Here is an 18700-nt window from a genome sequence, read left to right on the forward strand (position 1 = left end):
TCCACCCGATGGAGTCTAGGGGGTCGGTATCGGCGCCAGCCGTCGGCGGGCCGGTCACCAGGGAATGCGCGGCGGGAACAGCAGGAGCAGCACGAACAGCAGGACCGCCAGCAGGAAGTGCGCGACCAGCGCGCCCACCCCCGCCCGGCACAGCCGCACCGGGGCCGGCGAGCCCGCGCGCGCGGTGCCCGCACCGATCGCGGCGCCGACCAGCACCAGGGCCATGGGCACCAGCAGGACCGGCGAGCCCGCGGCCAGCATCCAGCCGTCGAACAGCAGCACCGGCCCGCAGGTCAGCACCGCGTCCGCCGCGCTCGGCCCGCGCCCGTCCGTCCCCGCCATCGGATCCCCCCGGTTCCCCGTACGACGCTGCCATGGTGGCAGCGGCCCCCGGCCCGGGCACGGCCGCGGGGCGAACCGTTCCCGAACCGGGACACGCGGCGGCCGGGGGCGTCAGAACGCCGGGCGCTCGCGGGTGTCGGCCAGGCCCGCGGTGGGGGAGGACGCCTCGGCGTAGTAGCGGCGCGGGATCCGGCCCGCGCGGTGGGCCAGCCGGCCCGCCTCGACGGCCTTGCGCATCGCCTCCGCCATCAGCACCGGCTCCTGGGCGCGGGTCACCGCGGAGGCCAGCATGACGGCGGAGCAGCCGAGTTCCATCGCCAGCGCGACGTCGCTCGCGGTGCCCGCGCCCGCGTCCAGCACCACCGGGACGTTCGCCGCCTCGACGATCAGCTGGAAGTTGTGGGGGTTGCGGATGCCCAGGCCGGAGCCGATCGGCGAGCCCAGCGGCATGATCGCCGCGCAGCCGACGTCCTCCAGCTTGCGGGCCAGCACCGGGTCGTCGTTGGTGTACGGCAGCACGGTGAAGCCGTCGTCGACCAGCGTCTCGGCGGCGTCCAGCAGTTCGATCGGGTCGGGCAGCAGGGTCCGCTCGTCGGCGATCACCTCCAGCTTCACCCAGTCGGTGCCGAGCGCCTCGCGGGCCAGCCGGGCGGTCAGCACCGCCTCGCCCGCGGTGTAGCAGCCCGCGGTGTTGGGCAGCACCCGGATGCCGTTGCGGGCCAGCACCTCCAGGACCGAACCCTGGGTGGCGGTGTCGACCCGGCGCATCGCCACCGTGGTCAGCTCGGTGCCGGAGACCCGCAGCGCCTGCTCCAGCACCTCCAGGCTGGGGGCGCCGCCGGTGCCCATGATCAGGCGGGAGTCGAAGGCGGTCCCGCCGATGACGAGTGCGTCGTCCGCCATGGTTCAGCCTCCCTGGACGGCGGTGAGGATCTCGACCCGGTCGCCCTCGCCGAGGGTCGTGGCGGGCCACGAACTGCGGGGCACCACCGCCTCGTTGACGGCGGCGGCGACGCCGGTGTTGGCGGCCGACACCTCGGCGACCACCACGTCCAGCGTGGTGGTGGCGGGCAGGGTGCGCGGCTCGCCGTTGACGGTCAGGGCGACGGTGTTCATGCGGGGACCTTCGGGGCGAAGCGGTCAGGGGTGAAGTCGGCTGCCAGGGCGGGCAGTTCGCCGGTGGCCAGGTAGTCGGCGAGCAGGTCGGCGGTGACCGGGGTGAGCAGCACGCCGTTGCGGTAGTGCCCGGTGGCGGCGGCCAGGCCGACCAGCGCGGTCGGGCCCAGCACCGGCGCGTTGTCGGGGGAGCCGGGACGCAGGCCCGCGCAGGTCTCCACCAGCGGCAGTTCGGTGATGCCGGGCACCAGCTCGTGCGCGTCCCGGAGCAGCTCGTAGACACCGCCCGCGGTGACGGTGGTGTCGTGGCCCAGCTCCTCGGTGGTCGCGCCGACCACCAGCTCGCCGTCCGCCCGCGGCACCAGGTACAGGTGCTGCCCGCGCACCACCGCCCGCACGTTGCGGGACAGGAACGGCCCGTGCGCGGTGGGCATCCGCAGCCGCAGCACCTGCCCCTTGACCGGGCGGATCGCCGGCAGCACCCCGTCCGGCAGGCCCGGCAGCAGGTGGCTGCGCGAACCGGCGGCCAGCACCGTGCGCCCCGCCGCCAGCCGCTCGCCGGTCGACAGCCGCACGCCGGTGGCCCGGCCGTCCGCCACCAGCAGCTCGGCGGCCTCCGCCCGGTGGAAGACCACGCCCGCCAGCGAGCAGGCGGCGACCAGCGCGGCGGCCAGCCGGCGCCCGTCCACCTGGTGGTCGTCGGCGACGTGCAGCCCGCCGCGCACGCCCGGCGCCAGCATCGGCTCCAGCCGGCGGCACTCGCGGCCGGTCAGCCACTCGGAGGCCAGGCCCAACCGGCCGTGGAAGGCGTGCAGTTCGCGCAGCTCCGCGCGGTCGTCGGAGTCCAGCGCCACCGCCAGCGTGCCGGTGGCCCGGTAGCCGGTGTCCAGCCCGGTCAGCTCGGCCAGCTCGGCGGCGAACGCGGCGTACCGCTCGTTCGACGCCATCCCCAGGCGCAGCAACGGCTCCTCGCCGTACTGCAGTTCGGTGACGGGGGCGAGCATGCCCGCGGCGACCTGCGCCGCACCGCCACCCGGGCGCGGATCGACCACCGCGACGGACAGGCCGCGCTGCGCGGTGCGCCAGGCCACACCGAGACCGATGATGCCGCCGCCGACCACCAGCACGTCAGGCGCGTCGGAATGTGCCACAGCCGCTGATTCTCCCTTCGCCGGCATGACCCGGATCAGGTTCGGACGGTCGCAGGCCGCCGCAGCCCGCCTCTCAGCCCGGTGCACCGGGCTCCCGTGTAAGTACTCCCCCCACCTTAACGCCGCCCCCGCCGCCGCCCGAAGGCGCGTGCGCAGGGTGGACGGTGCCGGTGAGTAGGGTGGACGCCGTGGTGGCTGAGCTGAAGGCAACGGACCGGGTCGTCGTGGTCGGCGCGGGCATGGCGGGCGCCCAGACCGCCCTCAACCTGCGGCAGGGCGGCTGGCCGGGCCCGCTCGCCCTGGTCGGTGCGGAACTCCACCTCCCCTACGACCGGCCCCCGCTCTCCAAGGACGTGCTGCTCGGCAAGACCGACGCCACCGCCTTCGAGATCGACTGGCACGGCCTCGGCGTCGACCTGCTCACCGGCCGCCGCGCCACCGGCCTGGCCGACGGCGTCCTGCACACCGACCGCGGCGAACTCCCGTACGACGCCCTGGTGATCGCCACCGGCGCCGAACCCCGCACCCTCCCCGGCCTGCCCGGCGCCCGGACCCTGCGCACCGTCGACGACGCCCACGCCCTGCGCGCCGCCCTCACCCCCGGCCGCCGGATCGTGCTGGTCGGTGCCGGCTGGATCGGCGCCGAGACCGCCACCGTCGCCCGCCACCTCGGCTGCGAGGTCACCGTCGTCGAAGCCGCCGCCACCCCGCTGGCCGGAGCCCTGCCCGCCGAACTCGGCGCCCTGATGGCCGACTGGTACGCCGCCGCCGGCGTCGACCTGCGCTGCGGCGCCGCCGTCGCCGGAGCCGTCGACGGCGGGGTGCTGCTCGCCGACGGCACCCACCTGCCCGCCGACGAGGTCCTGGTCGGCATCGGCGCCGCCCCCGCCACCGACTGGCTGCGCGGCGGCCCGCTCGTCCCCGACCCCGACGGCACCGTCCCGGTCGACGACCGGCTGCGCACCGCCCTGCCCGGCGTCCTCGCGGTCGGCGACTGCGCCTCCTACCCCTCCGCCCGCTCCGGCACCCGGCTCGCCGTCCAGCACTGGGACCACGCCCTGCACTCCGGCGCCGCCGCCGCGGCCTCGCTGCTCGGCACCCTGGACGCCCCCTACGACCCCGTCCCCTACTTCTGGTCCGAGCAGTTCGGCCGCATGGTCCAGTACGCCGGCCGGCACGCCGGGGCCGACCACCTGCTGTGGCGCGGCTCCCCGTCCGACCCCGACTGGACGGTGCTGTGGCTGCGCGACGGCGCGCTCGTCGCGCTGCTCGCCGTCGACCGGCCGCGCGACCTGGCCCAGGGCCGCCGCCTGATCGAACGCGGCGGCGCGCTGGACCCGGTCCGCGCCGCCGACCCGGCCGTCCAGTTGAAGGCCGCGGCCCGGTAGCGCCTAGGCTGGGGGAGTGAGCGAGATTGATCCCAAGATTGACGCCCTGGTCCCCGCCTGGCTGTACCTGCCCGACATCGCGGAGCGGTGGGGCGTGGTGATCACCCAGGTCCGCGACATGGTGCGCGGCCGGACCCTGCTGGCCGTCCGCCGCGGCCCCAACAACTCCCTGCAGGTCCCCGCCGACTTCATCGAGGACGACGGCCAGGTCAAGCACCTGGTCAGCACCCTCACCGTGCTGCGCGACTGCGGCTTCTCCGACCAGGAGATCCTCGAGTGGATGTTCACCGAGGACGACTCCCTGCCCGGCAGCCCGATCCAGGCCCTGCGCGAGAACCGCGGCACCGAGGTCAAGCGCCGCGCCCAGGCACTGGCCCTGTGACGGCCGCGCCCACCGCCCGGGAACGCCTGGCCGACGCCCGGCTCTACCTCTGCACCGACGCCCGCCGCGAACAGGGCGACCTGCCCGAGTTCCTGGACGCGGTGCTCAGCGGCGGCGTCGACATCGTCCAGCTCCGCGACAAGGGCCTGGAGGCCAAGCAGGAGCTGGAGCACCTGGAGGTCTTCGCCGACGCCGCCCGGCGCCACGGCAAGCTGCTCGCCGTCAACGACCGCGCCGACGTCGCCCACGGCGCCCGCCCCGACGTGCTGCACCTCGGCCAGGACGACCTGCCGGTCGCCGTCGCCCGCCGCATCCTCGGCGAGGACGTGCTGATCGGCCGCTCCTGCCACAGCGAGAGCGAGGTCGACACCGCGCTCACCGAACCCGGCGTCGACTACTTCTGCACCGGCCCGGTCTGGCCCACCCCCACCAAGCCCGGCCGCCACGCGCCCGGCCTCGGCCTGGTCCGCCACGCCGCCGCCCGCCGCCCCGACCGCCCCTGGTTCGCCATCGGCGGCATCGACGCCGACAACCTCGACCAGGTCCTGGCCGCCGGCGCCACCCGCATCGTCGTCGTCCGCGCCCTCACCGCCGCCGAAGACCCCCGCGCCGCGGCGGCCGCCCTGGCGGCCCGCCTGCGCTGACACCGCGCCCCGGGCCCCGGCAGGGGCGCGGGGGACTGCGCGGGGCGGCAGGGCGGCCGGGGGAGGATCCGGCCCCGGGCGGGAACCGGGCGGCCCCGGGCGGTACTCCGTGCAGGCATGGATCAGACCGTGTCCGCCGTCCGCCGCGCCCGCCGGGTGGCGCTCCTCGTTCCGGCGCTGCTCGGCGCCGCCGCCGTCGCGTTCCTCGCCCAGCGGCCGCTCGGTGACCACGCCGGGTGGAACGGCTGGGTGGGGACGGTCAACGGGATCGTGTTCCTGGCGGCGGCCGCGCTGCCGGTGGCGGTGCTGGCGGTGTGGGCGCTGGCCCGTCGCCGCCGGGCGGCCGGGGTGGCGGCGGGGTGGGCGCGGCGCTCGGCGCTGGCCGAGGTCGGCATGGTCCACGGGACGGTGCCGTGGGTGTGGATGATCCTGCTGCCGGGCGTCGACCCGGGCGGTCCGCGCCGCCGGGTCAACCTGGTGCCGCTGCACGACATCGCGGAGATCGTCGGCGCCGGGCCGCCGGCGACCGCGGTGGCGCAGATCGTCGGCAACATGCTGGTGTTCGCGGCGTTCGGGTTCCTGGCGCCGCTGCGGTTCGCGGCGCTGGCCTCGGTGTGGCGGGTGCTGGCGCTGGGGGCGGCGGGTTCGGTGCTGGTGGAGACGGCCCAGTACGTGCTGCGGCTGGACCGGGTCTCCTCGGTGGACGACGTGCTGCTGAACGCGGTCGGGGCGGCGCTGGCGGCGCTGGCCTCGCGCCGCTGGTGGCGGCGCCGGGCGTCCTGACGGCCCGTCAGTACTTGCGGACGGTGGCGGCGTCGGCCAGCGCCCGGAGCACTTCGCGGGTCGGGCCGTCGGCGATCGGGGCGGCGTCGAGGGCGGTCAGGGCCTCGGCGAGCAGGGCGTCGATCCGGGCCTCGACGAGTTCGGGGGCGCCGCTGCGGGTGATCAGGTCGCGCAGGGCGGCGATCTCGCCGGCGTCCAGGCCGGGGGAGCCGAGCCGGGCGTCCAGCCGGGCGGCGTCGGCCGGGCACAGGCCGCGCATGGCGTGGGCGACGAGCAGGGTGCGCTTGCCCTCGCGCAGGTCGTCGCCGGCGGGCTTGCCGGTGACGGCGGGGTCGCCGAAGACGCCGAGCAGGTCGTCGCGGAGCTGGAACGCCTCGCCGAGCGGCAGGCCGAAGCAGCCGAGGGCGTCGACCAGGTCCGGTCCGGCGCCGGCCAGCAGCGCGCCGACCTGGAGCGGGCGTTCGATGGTGTACTTCGCGGACTTGTAGTGCAGGACGGTGCGGGCCCGCTCGATCGCGCCGGCGTCGGTGGAGTCGCCCGCGACCGGCTCCAGCACGTCCAGGTACTGGCCGAGCATGACCTCGGTGCGCATCAGGTCGAAGGCGGGCTTGGCGGCCGAGACGGCGGCGGCCGGCAGCCCGGAGCGCTGGAACAGTTCGTCGCACCAGATCAGCAGCAGGTCGCCGAGCAGGACCGCCGCGCTGGCCCCGTACTGTTCGCGGTCGCCGCGCCAGCCGCCGGCCCGGTGCAGGTTCTCGAAGCGGCGGTGGACGGCGGGCAGGCCGCGGCGGGTGTCGCTGCGGTCCATCAGGTCGTCGTGGACCAGGGCGCTGGCCTGCAGCAGTTCCAGTGCGGCGGCGGCCCGTTCGATGCCGGGTTCGTCGTCGGCGCCGCCGGCCGCCCGCCAGCCCCAGTAGCAGAACGCGGGGCGCAGCCGCTTGCCGCCGTCGAGCAGGAAGTCGCGCAGGGCGTCGGCGACCGGGCCGAGGTCGTCGGAGATGCCGGAGAGCAGGGCGGCCCGCTCGGCCATGAACGCGCCGAGGGTGGCGTTCACGCGCTCGCGCACGTCCTCCGCGTCGACGGGGTTGCGGGGAAGGCGGATGGAGGGGGGCACCTGGAACTCCGGATCGAGGGGGCTGACAGTCAGATTAACGTGCGCGGTCGGGTGCCCCGTTCCACCGCGGCCGGGCCCGGGGTGCGCGGGGCGGACCGGCCCGCGGCCGGAAATCTCAAGTGGTGTCTCAATTGCTGGACGTCGTTTGTCCGGGCCGCGCCGCCGACGGCTAACCTGCCTGCATGGCACTCGGGATTCCCTCCACCAGAAGCGACCGCGCACAGACCGTGCGCGACCTGCTGGCGGCAGGCGACCGCTCCTTCTCCTTCGAGTTCATGCCGCCGCGCAACGAGGAGGGCGAGCGCAAGCTCTGGGACGCGATCCGCCGGGTCGAGTGCCTGGAACCGAACTTCGTCTGCATGACGTACGGCGCCGGCGGCTCCTCGCGCGGCCGCACCGTCGACCTGGTCGGCCGGATCGCCACCGAGACCACCCTGACCCCGGTCGCCCACCTCACCGCCGTCGACCACTCGGTGGCCGAACTGCGCAACATCATCGGCCAGTACGCCGACCAGAACGTGCGCAACGTGCTCGCGGTCCGCGGCGACCCGCCCGGCGACCCGATGGGCGAGTGGGTGCGCCACCCCGAGGGCGTCAGCTACGCCGCCGAACTGGTCGGACTGATCAAGGACATCGGCGACTTCTGCGTGGGCGTCGCGGCGTTCCCGCAGATGCACCCGCGCTCGGAGAACTGGGACGAGGACATCCGGCACTTCGTCGCCAAGTGCCGGGCCGGCGCGGACTACGCGATCACCCAGATGTTCTTCGAGGTCGAGGACTACCTGCGGCTGCGCGACCGGGTCGCCGCGGCCGGCTGCGACACCCCGATCATCCCGGAGATCATGCCGGTCACCAACATCCGCCAGCTGGTGCGCTTCCCGCAGCTGTCCGGCTCCGACTTCCCGCCCGACTTCCGGCGCAAGCTGGAGTCCGTCGCCGACGACCCGGTCGCGGTCCGCGCGGCGGGCCTGGAGCACGCCACCGCGATGGCCGAGCGCCTCCTCGCGGAGGGCGCCCCCGGCCTGCACTTCATCACCCTCAACCACTCCACCTCGACGCTGGAGATCTACCAGAACCTGGGCCTGCACACCCGCTGAGCACGGGCTGCGCGGACGGCCCGGTCCGGGATGCGGTGCTGTTCGCCCGGAGGCTGTACAGTCGCCCGCAACCGCGCGGTGATGGTGGCGTCTGGAGGTTGCGGGATGAGCATCGGGTACCTGCTCCTCTACGGCGCGCTGGCCCTGGTCGCGCTCTGGCTGACCGCCGAACTCCTGCTCCAGCACCGGGCCCCGCTGCACTGGCGGGTGCTCGCGCTGCTCGGCTTCCTCGGCGTGGTCGCCGGGATGCGCACCTCCTCGCTGCCGGTGATAGCGGCGGGCGCCGCCGCGTTCGGACTCGGCCAGGTGCTGGTGACCGGCTCGGTCAAGCGCGGCCGCCCGGTCGGCTGGTCGCTGCGCCGCCCCGACGGCGCCCTGCCCGGCCCGCTGGCGAAGGTCCCGCTGCTGGCCGCCGCCACCGGCGCGACGGCCGCCGCCGCGGCCGAGCCGGAACCGGTCGCCCCGGTCGGCGAGGTCGGCCCGATCGAGGACGAGTCCGCCGACCCGTTCGACGAACGCCCGGCCGGCTACGAGGAGTTCCAGCAGCTCGACGCGGGCGTCTACGCCGACGACCCGAACGCCTACCAGGTCCCGCAGCAGCCGCAGTACGCCCAGCAGGAGCAGTGGGCCGCCCACCAGCAGTACCAGCCGCAGTTCCAGCAGCAGCAGCAGTTCCAGCAACAGCCGGAGCAGCAGCCGCAGTTGCAGCTGATCGGCTACGACCAGTACGGACAGCCGGTCTACCAGGACCCGTACACCCAGCAGCAGTACCAGCAGCCCTGGATCCCGCAGCAGCCGCAGCCCCAGCAGCAGTCGCCGGACCAGAACTGGTACTACCAGCAGCAGTACTGACGTCCCGTCAGGCCGGGCCGAGCAGCCCGGCGGTGATCGAGGCGGACATCCCGACCCGGGCCAGCCCGCCGCCCGGGTGGGCGTGCGCGCCGATCAGGTACAGGCCCGCCGGGCCCGGCCGGTTGGCCTGCGCGAGGTGGCCGCCGGCCAGCGAGGGCACCGGCACCGAGGCGGTCAGCCGGGTCTCCCGCCAGCGCACCCGGGGGCGCAGGTCCAGGCCCGCGGCGGCCAGGTGGTCGAGCAACCGCCCGGCGTAGGCGTCCCGTTCGGCGTCGGCGGGGGTGAGCCCGGCGGGCACCGTGACGGTCAGCACGGCCGCCTCCGCGTCCGGGCCGGGCACCAGCGCCGGGTCGTCCGGGCGCAGCACCTGCACGGTGGGCCGGTCCGGCAGCCCCCGTCCGGCGAACACCGCGCGGGCCTCGGCCGCCGGGTCCGCGGCGTGCACCACGGTGCGGTGCGCGGTGCCGGCCGGGCGGGCGCCGTCCAGCGCGAGCAGCACCGTGAACCGGCCCGGCGCGGGCGCGGCGGGCCCGGCCACCCCCAGGCCGGGGACGGCGGAGAGCACTGCGTCCGCGGCCAGCACCCCCTGGTCGGTGCGGACGCCGACCACCCGGTCGCCGTCCTGCTCCAGGGCCCGCACCGGGGTGTCGAACCGGAACTCCACCCCGCGCTTCCCGCACCGCTCGAACACCGCGTCGGCCAGCGCCCGCAGCCCGCCGTCCACGTACCAGACGCCGAACGACTGCTCCATGTACGGCAGCACCGTCGCCGAGGCGGGCGCGGACCGCGGGTCCAGGCCGTACCGCAGCGCGTACTCGCCCAGCAGCGCGGCCGGGCCCGGGCCGCCGCCCAGCTCCCGGGCCGCGTCGGCCAGGGTGTGCCGCCCGCGCGGCAGCAGCCGGGACAGCCCGCGCCGCGGCGGCACCGGGTACGGGTCCGCCGGGTCGGCGGCCGGGCGCGGCTCCTCCAGCAGCGGGCGCCGGGTGGCCTCCCACACCGTCCGCCCCCGGTTGAGCAGTTCGCCCCAGCGGGCGCCCGTCCCCGCGCCGAACGCCGCGTCCAGCGCCTGGCCCACCCCGCCCCGGGAGGCGTTCGGCAGCAGCAGTTCCGTCCCGTCCGGGAACAGGTGCCGGCTCTCCGGGTCGACCGGCCGCAGCCCGACCAGCTGCTCCAGCGGCTCCCGCCCGGTCTTCAGCGCCAGGTCCCGGTAGACGGCGGGCAGCGCGAGCAGCCCCGGCCCGGTGTCGAACCCGAACCCGTCCCGCCGGTACGCCCCGACCTGCCCCCCGTGCGTCCCGGCGGCCTCCAGCACCGTCACCCGGTGCCCGAGCGTGCCCAACCGCGAAGCGGCGGCCAGTCCGCCCATGCCTGCACCGACGACGATGATCCGAGCCATGGCAGCAGATCCTATGCGGCCCCGGGCCGGGCCCCGGCCTCAGGCCGCCGCGGCGCGGGCCAGCCGGCGCTCCCGGCGGCGGAGCCAGAAGCGGCGGATCCGGGAGACCGCGAACCAGACCACCAGCACGCCGAGGGCGAGCAGCACCGCGGCGGTCGACGCGGCCAGCCAGGGGTGGAAGATCGCCAGCGTGACCAGGCCCGCGACCGAGAGGTCCTCGGCGAGGCTGAGCAGGATGTTGGAGGCGGGCTCGGGCGAGGTGTTGGCGGCCATCCGCAGGCCCGCCTTGACGCCGTGGCTGACCAGGGCGGTGGTGCCGCCGAGGGCCCCGGCCGCGACCTCGCCGAGCGAGCCCGGGTCGTGCGCGGCCATCAGGGCGCCCACCGTCGCGCCCGCGACCGGCCGGACGAAGGTGTGGACGACGTCCCAGGCGCTGTCCACGTACGGGATCTTGTCCAGCACCGCCTCGCACAGGAACAGCACCCCGGCGGCGATGAGCACGTCGGTGCGCTCCAGCACCGGCGGCACCGAGTCGGCCCCGCCGAAGTGGCCGAACAGGCCCAGCAGCAGCACCACGGCGTAGGCGTTGATCCCGCTCGCCCAGCCGCTGGTGAAGATCAGCGGAACGGCTCCCACCGCGGCCCCCTCCCCGTACCCGCCCGGACCTCGGACGGGACGCGGCCACCGTACCGGGCCCGGCCGACGGCCCGGGAGGGGAGGACGACCGGGCGGACTGAGTATCCGTACTCAGATCGCCGGTTGAGTACCCGCACGGATACCCACCGCTCCCGCCCGGCGGCAGAGTAGTGCGCACCGGGAAGGCCGCCGCCGGGCGGAGCCACCCGGGAGCGCTCTGGGCAGGCCGCCGGTCCGGGGGAACGACGGCCCGCACCACAGGCCCGGAGCGCGACCAGCGGCCGGAGCGGGAGGGCCGGGCACCGCCGACACGGGGCGGCGGAGCCCGGCCCTCCCTCCCCCGGGGGGGGATCCTGGGGATCCGGCCGGACGGGGACGACGGGACGGGGTCGGGGGACCCCGCGGAGTCGGGGGACTCCGAGTTGTCAGACCCCCCGTTCACGATGGATGCATGCGCGGACCGACCGGTCCGGGCAAAGGTCCGGAGTGAACGGGGGAGACCCATGACCATCAGCCGTCCTGAGCCTGTCGCCCGCCCTGCCGTCGATCAATCCGCCGCCGACCGACCCGCCGCCGGGCGGCCCGACCCCGGGCGGCCCGCCGTCGAGCAGCCCACCCTGCCGGCCGGCCGCGGCGGGGACGCGCACCCGGTGCTGCGCCGCAGCTCGGCCTCGCCCGCCGCGCTCGAACTGCTCCGGCACGCGCACCGCACCCTGGTGCACGCCCGTGGCCGGCAGGACCCGCTGGAGCGCTACGCCACCGCGCACCTCGCCGCGCTGCGGGCCACCGCCGCCGTGCTCGCCGTCCGCGGCCGCCCGGTGCGCCACCCGCGCCGCCGCCAGGCGATCCGCCCGGCCTGGGAGCTGCTGCCCGAGGTCGCCCCCGAACTCGCCGAGTGGGCCGCCTACTTCGCGGCCGGCGCCCGCCGCCGGGCCGCCGCCGAGGCGGGCATCGCCGGCGCCGCCGGGCCGCGGGACGCGGACGACCTGATCCGCAACACCGCCCTGTACCTGCGCATCGTGGAGCGGATCCTGGCCCTGCACCCCTGACCGCAGCGCCCGGCGGCCGCGGCGGCTGCGCCGCGCCGGAGCCGTCCGGCCCCGGCGGATAAGCTGGGAGCCGTTCCCGCCGTGGAAGACCGCCGTGGAAGAACCTGCCAAGAGGGGTGCCGCCTTGTATCCGACTCGTCCCCGCAGTGCGCTGCGTACCGCCGTGGTGTGGGAGGTGCTGCGGGAGGCGCTGGAGCGGCGCTCCGCCGAGCTCGGACGGCCGGTCCTGGAGGTCGTCGACACCGGCGGCGGCACCGGCAACTTCGCGGTGCCGGTGGCCCGGCTGGGCCACCGGGTGACGGTGGTCGACCCGAGCCCCGACGCGCTGTTCGCGCTGGAGCGCCGGGCCGCCGAGGCGGGCGTCACCGAGCTGGTCCGGGCCGTCCAGGGCGACACCCAGACGCTGCCCGACCTCGTCCCGGCCGGATCGGTCGACGCGGTGCTCTGCCACGGCGTCCTGGAGGTCGTCGACGACCCCGCCGAGGCGCTCGGCAACCTGGTCGGCACCCTCGGCAAGGGCGGCCTGGTCAGCCTGCTCGCCGCCAACCGCAACGGCGCCGTGCTGGCCCGCGCGGTGGCCGGCCAGTTCACCGAGGCCCGCACCGCGCTGGACGCCGCCGACGGCCGCTGGGGCACCGGCGACCCGATGCCCCGCCGCTTCACCGGCGAGCAGCTGGACGGGCTGGCCGCCGCCGCCGGGCTGCGGGTCACCTCCGTGCACGGCATCCGGGTCTTCGCCGACCTCGTCCCCGGCGTGCTGGTCGACACCGAGCCCGGCGCGCTCGACGCCCTGCTCAAGCTCGAGCTCGCGGCCGCCGAACAGCCCGCCTTCCACGCCGTCGCCACCCAGCTGCACCTGCTCGCCGAGGCGATCTGACCCCCGGCCGGGGGCACCAAGCGGGCCCCTCGCTCGTTGCACGGGTGGGACCACCGCCGAGGTGGCCCGAGCCACGCCTGATTGACCACGCCGAACCAGGGCCGTGGACCGTATGATCTGGGTAAAGCCGGTAAGCATGACGGCCAGACCGGTGGGGCATATGGACCACACAGGCCCGAGCCAGGGGTGGCGGACCGGTCGCCCCGCGACCGACGAGTAGGAGGACTCCGTGCCGCTCTCGGAGCACGAGCAGCGACTGCTCGAGCAGATGGAGCGAGCGCTGTACGCCGAAGATCCCAAGTTCGCGTCAGCGCTCGAGGGAACCGGCCTGCACACCTACACCCGTCGGCGGGTCTACCTGGCCGTGGCGGGGTTCGTGGCGGGCGTCGCGCTGCTCATGGGCGGCCTGGTCACGCAGGTCATCTGGGTCAGTGTGGTCGGGTTCCTGGTGATGCTTGGTTGTGCGGTCCTCGCGGTCACCGCGTGGCGGCGCGGCCCGGCGGGGCCCGGCCCACGGCAGGCGGCAGCGCCACGCCGGCGGACCGGCGTCATGGACCGTATGGAACAGCGCTGGCAGCGGCGCCGCGACGAGCAGAGCGGGCTGTAGCAGCACCCACCGAGACGTGATCCGCCCGGCGAGGGGAAACCCTCCGCCGGGCGGATCTTTCGTGTGCGCCCAGGACGCCCAGGGCGCCCGGGACGTCGGGGGGCCGGGGCCCGGCCGGGCCCCGGCCCCCCGGCCGGTCACCCGGCGGGGCGGGGACTCACTCCTGCTCCTTCTTCCGCCGCCGGAACGGCCTGGCCAGCGCGGCCCGCACGGCGGCCGTCCGCTCGGCGGTGCGCTCCCGGCGGGCGGCGGCCCGGTCCTGGGCGCGCCACCAGAGGCGGACCGCGGAGGCGGGCAGCAGCAGGGCGCGCAGCCGGCGGGTGCGGGTGGCGCGGACCAGCAGCGCCTGCCGGGCGGTGCGGACGTCCCCGCCGAGGTGCGCGGGCGCCTCGGACTCGCGGGCGTACATGACCCGCTCGGTGGCCAGCGCGACCCGGCCCGCGGCGGCCGCGGCGTCGGCGTCGAGGCCGGCGTCCTCGGCGAGCCGGCGGGCGGCGTTGCGGGGGGTGCGGGCCTCGTCCGGCGGGATGCCCAGGTCCCAGGCGGAGTCGACGAGTTCGGCCCAGGCGGCGAGCACCTGCTCGTCGGTGAGCCGCGGCCCGTCCGCGCCGGACAGGTGGCGGCCGGCGCCGAGGCGGCGGCGGCGCAGCCTGGTGCGCCAGAGCAGCGGGAAGGCCAGTGCGGCCAGCAGCAGCAGGACGGCGAGCACGGTGACCAGGCCCGGCCAGGACAGCCACCACGAGGTGGTGCCGCCCTGGTGGGCGGCCTGGGCGTGCTCGTCGGCGCAGTCGCCGATCCGGTGCTGCTGCGGGGGGCAGCTGCTGGAGGAGGACGGCTGGGCGGAGGGCCGGTCGCTCGGCGCGGCGCTGCTCGGGGCGGTGCTAGGCGCGCTGGTGGGCGTGGTCTGCTGGACGGAGTACAGCGGAGTGGTGCCCCGGTTCGGGGTCGGCTCGAAGCGCATCCAGCCGTAGCCGTCGAAGTACAGCTCGGGCCAGGCGTGGTAGTTGGAGCTGCGCACCACCCGGTCGGTGCCGTTTCCGGTGCCCGGGGTGAAGCCGATGGCGACCCGGGCCGGGATGCCCAGCGAGCGGGACATCGCGGCCATGGTGGCCGCGAAGTGGACGCAGAAGCCCTCCTTGTCCTGGAGGAACTTGGCGATGGCGTCCGGCCCGGTGTGGGCGTCGATCTTGGTGTTGTAGGTGAAGCCGCCGCTGGTGAAGTACTGCTGGAGGGCGACCGCCTGGTCGTACGGGGTGCTCTTGCCCTTGGTGACGTCCTTGGCGGTCTGGGCGACCACGGGCGGCAGGTTGGACGGCAGGTCCAGGTAGCGCTTGGTGATGTCCGCGGGGGCCGGGCCGGCCGCGCGCAGCTGGGCGGCGGTGGCGTTGACCGCGACCGAGCCGACCGAGTACGTCAGGCCCTTGCTCTTCTGGCCGTTGGCGCCGCTGACGGTGCGTCCGGCCGGGTCGAAGCGCCAGTTCCCGGTGTTCGGCAGCTCCAGCCAGGACATCGGGTACGGCATCGGCAGCCAGGCGGTGCTGAGCTGCTCGGTGACGGTGACCCTGGTGCGGACCGTGGTGGTGGGGAGGTTCGGTGCGAGGCCCTCGGGGGCGGGCACGGTGGCGGGCAGCGGCTGGGCGTTCTGCTCGCCGGGCAGCCACTCCTGGCCGTTGAACTCGCTGAGCGCGGCGATCCGCAGGTAGAGCTGGTCGGCGTCGGGCGAGTCGGTGGAGAAGCTCAGCAGCGGGGTGTCGTCGCTGGAGCGCAGGTTGGCGGTGAGCGCGACGACCAGGTTGAGCGAGCGCTCGTCGCCCTTGCCGTTCCCGTTGCCGCCGCCCTCGCCGCCGTGGCCGCCCACGCTGCCGAACAGGCCGGGGCCGACCGCGGGGGCGAACACCGGCAGCAGCAGGGCGGCGGCCAGCGCGATCACGCCGATCCGGCGGCCGCCGTTGGAGAGCGTCACGGCGGAGCGGCCGGTGCCGTGGAAGACCCGGCCCCAGCGGGTGAGCCGGTCCTGGCCCTCGGTGTACAGCAGGGCCAGGAAGCCCGCCGCGCCGAACAGGAACCACAGCCACATGCCGCCGGGGGAGTCGACGAGGCCGCCGGCCACCGAGTACAGGGCGAGCAGCGGCAGGCCCGCGGCGGCGGCCCGGCGGTAGGTGACCGCCAGCGCGTCGACCAGCACGGCCACCAGGGCGATCGCGCCGACCACGATCAGCCGCAGGCCGTCGGTGGCCGGGGCGGGGATCGCGTACTCCTGGATGTCGGTGCCGCCGCTGCTCAGCAGGGTGGAGACGGCGTCCAGGGCGCCCGGGCCGGGCAGCACGCCGAAGCTCATCGCGGACTGCACGGTGGTGAGCATCAGCACGTACAGCACCACGAGCAGCTGCAGCGGCGTCACCAGGGCCCGGGGCAGCGGCAGGGCGCGCAGCCCGGCGCCGGCGCCGGCCGTGACGGCGATCATCAGCAGGCCGTGCGGGGCCAGCGCGAAGGAGTCCCGGAACAGCGGGGACAGGCACAGCGCCGCCAGGGCGGTCGCCAGGGCCGCGCAGAGCGTCAACTTGGCCCGGGTGGTCACGCGCCGACCTCGTCTCGGTAGGGAACGGTGGTGTTCTGGGTGCGGTCCGCGGCCCGCCACAGGGCGGGCAGCGAGTCGCCGGCCCGCACCGGCAGCACCGTCCAGCCGGACTCGCGCAGCCGGGCGACCCGGGCGGCGGCCTCCTCGTCGGGGGTGTCCGGCAGCAGGAGCCGCAGCCCGGACCAGGTGCCGGTGTCCAGCAGCAGGGCGACGGCGCCGCCGGTGCGGCGGCGCAGCCGGGCCAGCCGCTCGGCCTGCTCCTCGTCGAGGTCGCCGACCACCGCCACCAGCAGGCCCTCGCCGCCGAGCCGGAGCACCTCCTCGGCCCGGGCCAGGGTGCCGCCGTCGGAGTGCTCGACCACGGCCAGCGCGTCCAGCAGCATCCCGACCGACTCGGCCGCCCCGGCCCCGGTGCCGCCGGTGCCGGAGTCGGGCACCGAGAAGCCGGTGTCGGTGAGCAGCCGGGTGCGGTAGCCGCGCTGCACCAGGTCGACGGCGACCGAGGCGGCGCAGGACACCGCCCACTCGAACGAGGACGCCGGGCCGGAGCCGCGGTGCGCGGTCTCCCGGGTGTCCAGCAGCACGGTGGCGCGGGCCTGCAGCGGCTGCTCCTCCCGGCGGACCATCAGCTCGCCGTACCGGGCGGTGGACTTCCAGTGCACCCGGCGCAGGTCGTCGCCGTGCCGGTACTCGCGCGGGATGACGTCGTCGTCGCCGGCCAGCGCCAGGGTGTGGGTGTTGGAGTCGCCCTGCCCGCCGGACTCGCCGGGCAGCCGGACCGGCGGCAGGTCCTGGACCTGCGGGACGACGGTCAGCACGTCGGCGGCGCTGAACGCGCGGGTCAGCTCGCACATCCCGAACGGGTCGGACAGCCGCAGCTGCAGCGGGCCCAGCGGGTAGCGGCCGCGCAGGTCGGAGCGGACCCGGTAGGACACCTCGCGGAAGCCGCGCGGCTCGACCCGGTCCAGCACGAAGCGCGGGCGCGGGCCCAGCACGTACGGGACCTTGTCCTCCAGCAGCAGCAGGCCGGTGGGCACCCGGGAGACGTTGTCCAGCCGCAGGTGCACCCGGGCCTCCTGGCCGGCCGCGGCCCGCTGCGGGCTGAGCCGGCGGCCGGAGGCGACCCGGTAGCGGGTGCGCACCAGCAGCGCGGCGGCGGCCAGCGGCAGCGCCGCCAGCAGCACCCCGACCTGGAGCAGGGCGGGCTGGCCGAACAGGAACGCGCAGAGCGCGGCGGTCAGGCCCGCGGCGAGGAAGGAGCGCCCCCGGGTGGTCAGTCCGCGCAGCGCGGCGCGCACCCCGGAGGCGCGGGCGGGGCGCGCCACCTCAGCGGCCCTGCGGACGCGGGATGGGCAGTCGGGCCACCAGGTCGAGCACCACCTGCTCGACCGTGCGGCGGCTCAGCTGGGTCTCCGAGGTGGGCAGCAGGCGGTGGGCCAGCACCGGGACGGCGAGCGCCTGGAGGTCGTCCGGCAGCACGTAGTCGCGGCCGTCCAGGGCGGCGTGCGCGCGGGCCGCCCGGACCAGGTGCAGGGTGGCCCGGGGGGAGGCGCCGAGCCGCAGTTCGGAGGTGGTGCGGGTGGCGGCGACCAGGTCGACGGCGTAGCGGCGGACCGGGTCGGCCACGTAGACGGTCTTCACCAGGTCGATCAGCTTGAGCAGGTCGGCGGCGTGCGCGACCGGCTGCAGGTCGTCCAGCGGGTTGGCCGCCGAGTGCAGGTCGAGCATGGCGAACTCGGCGTCGGCGCTGGGGTACCCGATCGAGACCCGGGCCATGAAGCGGTCGCGCTGGGCCTCGGGCAGGGCGTAGGTGCCCTCCATCTCGACCGGGTTCTGGGTGGCGATCACCATGAACGGCGAGGGCAGTTCGTGGGTGGTGCCGTCGATGGTGACCTGGCGCTCCTCCATCGACTCCAGCAGCGCGGACTGGGTCTTCGGCGAGGCCCGGTTGATCTCGTCGCCGACCACGATCTGCGCGAAGATCGCGCCGGGCCGGAACTCGAAGTCCCGCTGGTGCTGGTCGAACACGTTGGTGCCGGTGACGTCGGACGGCAGCAGGTCCGGGGTGAACTGGATCCGGCGCACCGTGCAGTCCACCGAGCGGGCCAGGGCCTTGGCCAGCATGGTCTTGCCGACGCCGGGCACGTCCTCCAGCAGCAGGTGGCCCTCGGCGAGCAGCACGGTCAGCGCGATCCGGACCGCCTCCGGCTTGCCCTCGATCACGCTCTCCACGGACTTCCGGACCCGGTCGACCACGGCCGCCAGCTCTGCCAGACCGGCCGGTTCCCGACGGTCGTAGCGCCCCGGTTCCGGCTGGTCGGTGCCCTGTCCGTTGATGGTCGTCACCCGTACGCTCCCATGTTGCCCAGTCACCGGGCGGCTGGTTCGAGCCCGGCCCACCCCGAATACTTGGCGCATTCTTCCCTGTCCCCCGGTCAGAAGTCACCCGGCCGGGCGACACGCGAAGGCTGTCCCGGTTTGGGACGGGGGACGGGCCCCGGCGGTTTCGCGCGGCCCGGCGGATCCCGCGGACCGGGACGGGCGCCCCGGGCCGGCCGGGGCCGTTCGGGCGCCTTCGCCCCGGTTCGCCCGGCGCGGGGGGCCGGGCCCCGCGCCCCGCCCCGTCCGGGCCCGCACACCGGCCCCACCTGCGCAAACCGATACCGCCGGCCGGGTGGTGCGCCGGAG

General features: G+C 76.0%; 19 protein-coding genes and 1 riboswitch. Of the genes, 9 read left to right on the forward strand and 10 right to left on the reverse strand.

What is annotated here, in order from left to right; genetic code table 11:
- Positions 1-54: 54 nt before the first annotated feature.
- The 4 genes from EDD39_RS15220 to thiO form a co-directional block, all read right to left on the reverse strand.
- Positions 55-342: a hypothetical protein gene (locus EDD39_RS15220; protein WP_123556423.1), complete on the reverse strand. Its 288-nt coding sequence runs from the start codon at positions 340-342 to the stop codon at positions 55-57.
- A gap of 111 nt (positions 343-453) precedes the next feature.
- On the reverse strand, positions 454-1245 hold the full coding sequence (locus EDD39_RS15225; RefSeq protein WP_123556425.1) for a thiazole synthase: 792 nt from the start codon (positions 1243-1245) through the stop codon (positions 454-456).
- A gap of 3 nt (positions 1246-1248) precedes the next feature.
- On the reverse strand, positions 1249-1458 hold the full coding sequence (thiS, locus tag EDD39_RS15230) for a sulfur carrier protein ThiS (protein ID WP_030461016.1): 210 nt from the start codon (positions 1456-1458) through the stop codon (positions 1249-1251).
- Positions 1455-2609 carry a glycine oxidase ThiO gene (thiO, locus tag EDD39_RS15235; RefSeq protein ID WP_123556427.1) on the reverse strand — a complete coding sequence of 385 codons (1155 nt, stop codon included), beginning with the start codon at positions 2607-2609 and terminating at the stop codon, positions 1455-1457. Before thiO ends, thiS begins: the two co-directional genes overlap by 4 nt.
- Positions 2605-2717, reverse strand: a riboswitch (TPP riboswitch). Its footprint overlaps the gene before it by 5 nt.
- A gap of 80 nt (positions 2718-2797) precedes the next feature.
- On the opposite strand from thiO, the gene EDD39_RS15240 reads away from it, so the two are divergent.
- From EDD39_RS15240 to EDD39_RS15255, 4 genes are all read left to right on the forward strand, one after another.
- Entirely contained in the window at positions 2798-3997 is a 1200-nt protein-coding gene (locus tag EDD39_RS15240; RefSeq protein WP_279638384.1) for an NAD(P)/FAD-dependent oxidoreductase, read from the forward strand.
- A 16-nt stretch (positions 3998-4013) separates the two neighbouring features.
- Complete coding sequence (locus tag EDD39_RS15245) at positions 4014-4379, forward strand: Rv2175c family DNA-binding protein (protein ID WP_123556432.1); 366 nt, start codon at positions 4014-4016, stop codon at positions 4377-4379.
- Positions 4376-5023 (forward strand): thiamine phosphate synthase, encoded by a 648-nt coding sequence (gene thiE, locus EDD39_RS15250; RefSeq protein ID WP_123556434.1) that lies wholly within the window; start codon positions 4376-4378, stop codon positions 5021-5023. Before EDD39_RS15245 ends, thiE begins: the two co-directional genes overlap by 4 nt.
- A gap of 117 nt (positions 5024-5140) precedes the next feature.
- Complete coding sequence (locus EDD39_RS15255; RefSeq protein WP_123556436.1) at positions 5141-5806, forward strand: VanZ family protein; 666 nt, start codon at positions 5141-5143, stop codon at positions 5804-5806.
- A gap of 7 nt (positions 5807-5813) precedes the next feature.
- On the opposite strand, the gene EDD39_RS15260 is transcribed toward EDD39_RS15255, so the two are convergent.
- Entirely contained in the window at positions 5814-6920 is a 1107-nt protein-coding gene (locus tag EDD39_RS15260; protein ID WP_123556437.1) for a polyprenyl synthetase family protein, read from the reverse strand.
- 182 nt (positions 6921-7102) lie between these two features.
- Here EDD39_RS15260 and metF point away from each other — a divergent pair, with 182 nt between their 5' ends.
- The gene (metF, locus tag EDD39_RS15265) at positions 7103-8017 is read left to right on the forward strand and encodes a methylenetetrahydrofolate reductase [NAD(P)H] (protein ID WP_123556439.1); all 915 of its coding nucleotides are present in this window, start codon (positions 7103-7105) and stop codon (positions 8015-8017) included.
- Between the two features lie 105 nt (positions 8018-8122).
- Positions 8123-8869, forward strand: coding sequence for a hypothetical protein (locus tag EDD39_RS15270; RefSeq protein ID WP_123556441.1), 747 nt, complete (start codon positions 8123-8125; stop codon positions 8867-8869).
- A gap of 7 nt (positions 8870-8876) precedes the next feature.
- Here EDD39_RS15270 and EDD39_RS15275 read toward each other — a convergent pair whose 3' ends face one another.
- Both EDD39_RS15275 and EDD39_RS15280 read right to left on the reverse strand, forming a co-directional pair.
- Entirely contained in the window at positions 8877-10265 is a 1389-nt protein-coding gene (locus EDD39_RS15275) for a phytoene desaturase family protein (RefSeq protein WP_123556443.1), read from the reverse strand.
- A 39-nt stretch (positions 10266-10304) separates the two neighbouring features.
- The gene (locus EDD39_RS15280) at positions 10305-10901 is read right to left on the reverse strand and encodes a DUF4126 domain-containing protein (protein WP_123556445.1); all 597 of its coding nucleotides are present in this window, start codon (positions 10899-10901) and stop codon (positions 10305-10307) included.
- Positions 10902-11404: 503 nt separating this feature from the next.
- Here EDD39_RS15280 and EDD39_RS15285 point away from each other — a divergent pair.
- From EDD39_RS15285 to EDD39_RS15295, 3 genes are all read left to right on the forward strand, one after another.
- Positions 11405-11950: an SAV_6107 family HEPN domain-containing protein gene (locus EDD39_RS15285; RefSeq protein WP_244256735.1), complete on the forward strand. Its 546-nt coding sequence runs from the start codon at positions 11405-11407 to the stop codon at positions 11948-11950.
- A gap of 124 nt (positions 11951-12074) precedes the next feature.
- Entirely contained in the window at positions 12075-12827 is a 753-nt protein-coding gene (locus tag EDD39_RS15290) for a methyltransferase domain-containing protein (protein ID WP_162870032.1), read from the forward strand.
- Positions 12828-13056: 229 nt separating this feature from the next.
- Positions 13057-13434 carry a DUF3040 domain-containing protein gene (locus EDD39_RS15295; RefSeq protein WP_030461029.1) on the forward strand — a complete coding sequence of 126 codons (378 nt, stop codon included), beginning with the start codon at positions 13057-13059 and terminating at the stop codon, positions 13432-13434.
- Between the two features lie 157 nt (positions 13435-13591).
- Here the strand turns inward: EDD39_RS15295 and EDD39_RS15300 are convergent, their stop codons facing one another.
- From EDD39_RS15300 to EDD39_RS15310, 3 genes are read right to left on the reverse strand one after another with little or no spacing between them, the layout of a single operon-like run.
- On the reverse strand, positions 13592-16012 hold the full coding sequence (locus EDD39_RS15300) for a transglutaminase TgpA family protein (RefSeq protein ID WP_123556450.1): 2421 nt from the start codon (positions 16010-16012) through the stop codon (positions 13592-13594).
- Positions 16009-17337: a DUF58 domain-containing protein gene (locus tag EDD39_RS15305; RefSeq protein WP_123556453.1), complete on the reverse strand. Its 1329-nt coding sequence runs from the start codon at positions 17335-17337 to the stop codon at positions 16009-16011. The genes EDD39_RS15300 and EDD39_RS15305 overlap by 4 nt, the downstream gene beginning before the upstream one ends.
- A 1-nt stretch (position 17338) precedes the next feature.
- Entirely contained in the window at positions 17339-18358 is a 1020-nt protein-coding gene (locus tag EDD39_RS15310; RefSeq protein WP_402731903.1) for an AAA family ATPase, read from the reverse strand.
- Positions 18359-18700: the final 342 nt, after the last annotated feature.

Source organism: Kitasatospora cineracea (assembly GCF_003751605.1).
GTDB lineage: Bacteria > Actinomycetota > Actinomycetes > Streptomycetales > Streptomycetaceae > Kitasatospora > Kitasatospora cineracea.

Coding starts and splice junctions, on each gene's coding strand:
- metF (WP_123556439.1), top strand. CDS start 7,103: ATGGCACTCGGGATTCCCTCCACCAGAAGCGACCGCGCACAGACCGTG.
- EDD39_RS15270 (WP_123556441.1), top strand. CDS start 8,123: ATGAGCATCGGGTACCTGCTCCTCTACGGCGCGCTGGCCCTGGTCGCG.
- EDD39_RS15285 (WP_244256735.1), top strand. CDS start 11,405: ATGACCATCAGCCGTCCTGAGCCTGTCGCCCGCCCTGCCGTCGATCAA.
- EDD39_RS15220 (WP_123556423.1), bottom strand. CDS start 342: ATGGCGGGGACGGACGGGCGCGGGCCGAGCGCGGCGGACGCGGTGCTG.
- EDD39_RS15225 (WP_123556425.1), bottom strand. CDS start 1,245: ATGGCGGACGACGCACTCGTCATCGGCGGGACCGCCTTCGACTCCCGC.
- EDD39_RS15275 (WP_123556443.1), bottom strand. CDS start 10,265: ATGGCTCGGATCATCGTCGTCGGTGCAGGCATGGGCGGACTGGCCGCC.
- EDD39_RS15255 (WP_123556436.1), top strand. CDS start 5,141: ATGGATCAGACCGTGTCCGCCGTCCGCCGCGCCCGCCGGGTGGCGCTC.
- thiS (WP_030461016.1), bottom strand. CDS start 1,458: ATGAACACCGTCGCCCTGACCGTCAACGGCGAGCCGCGCACCCTGCCC.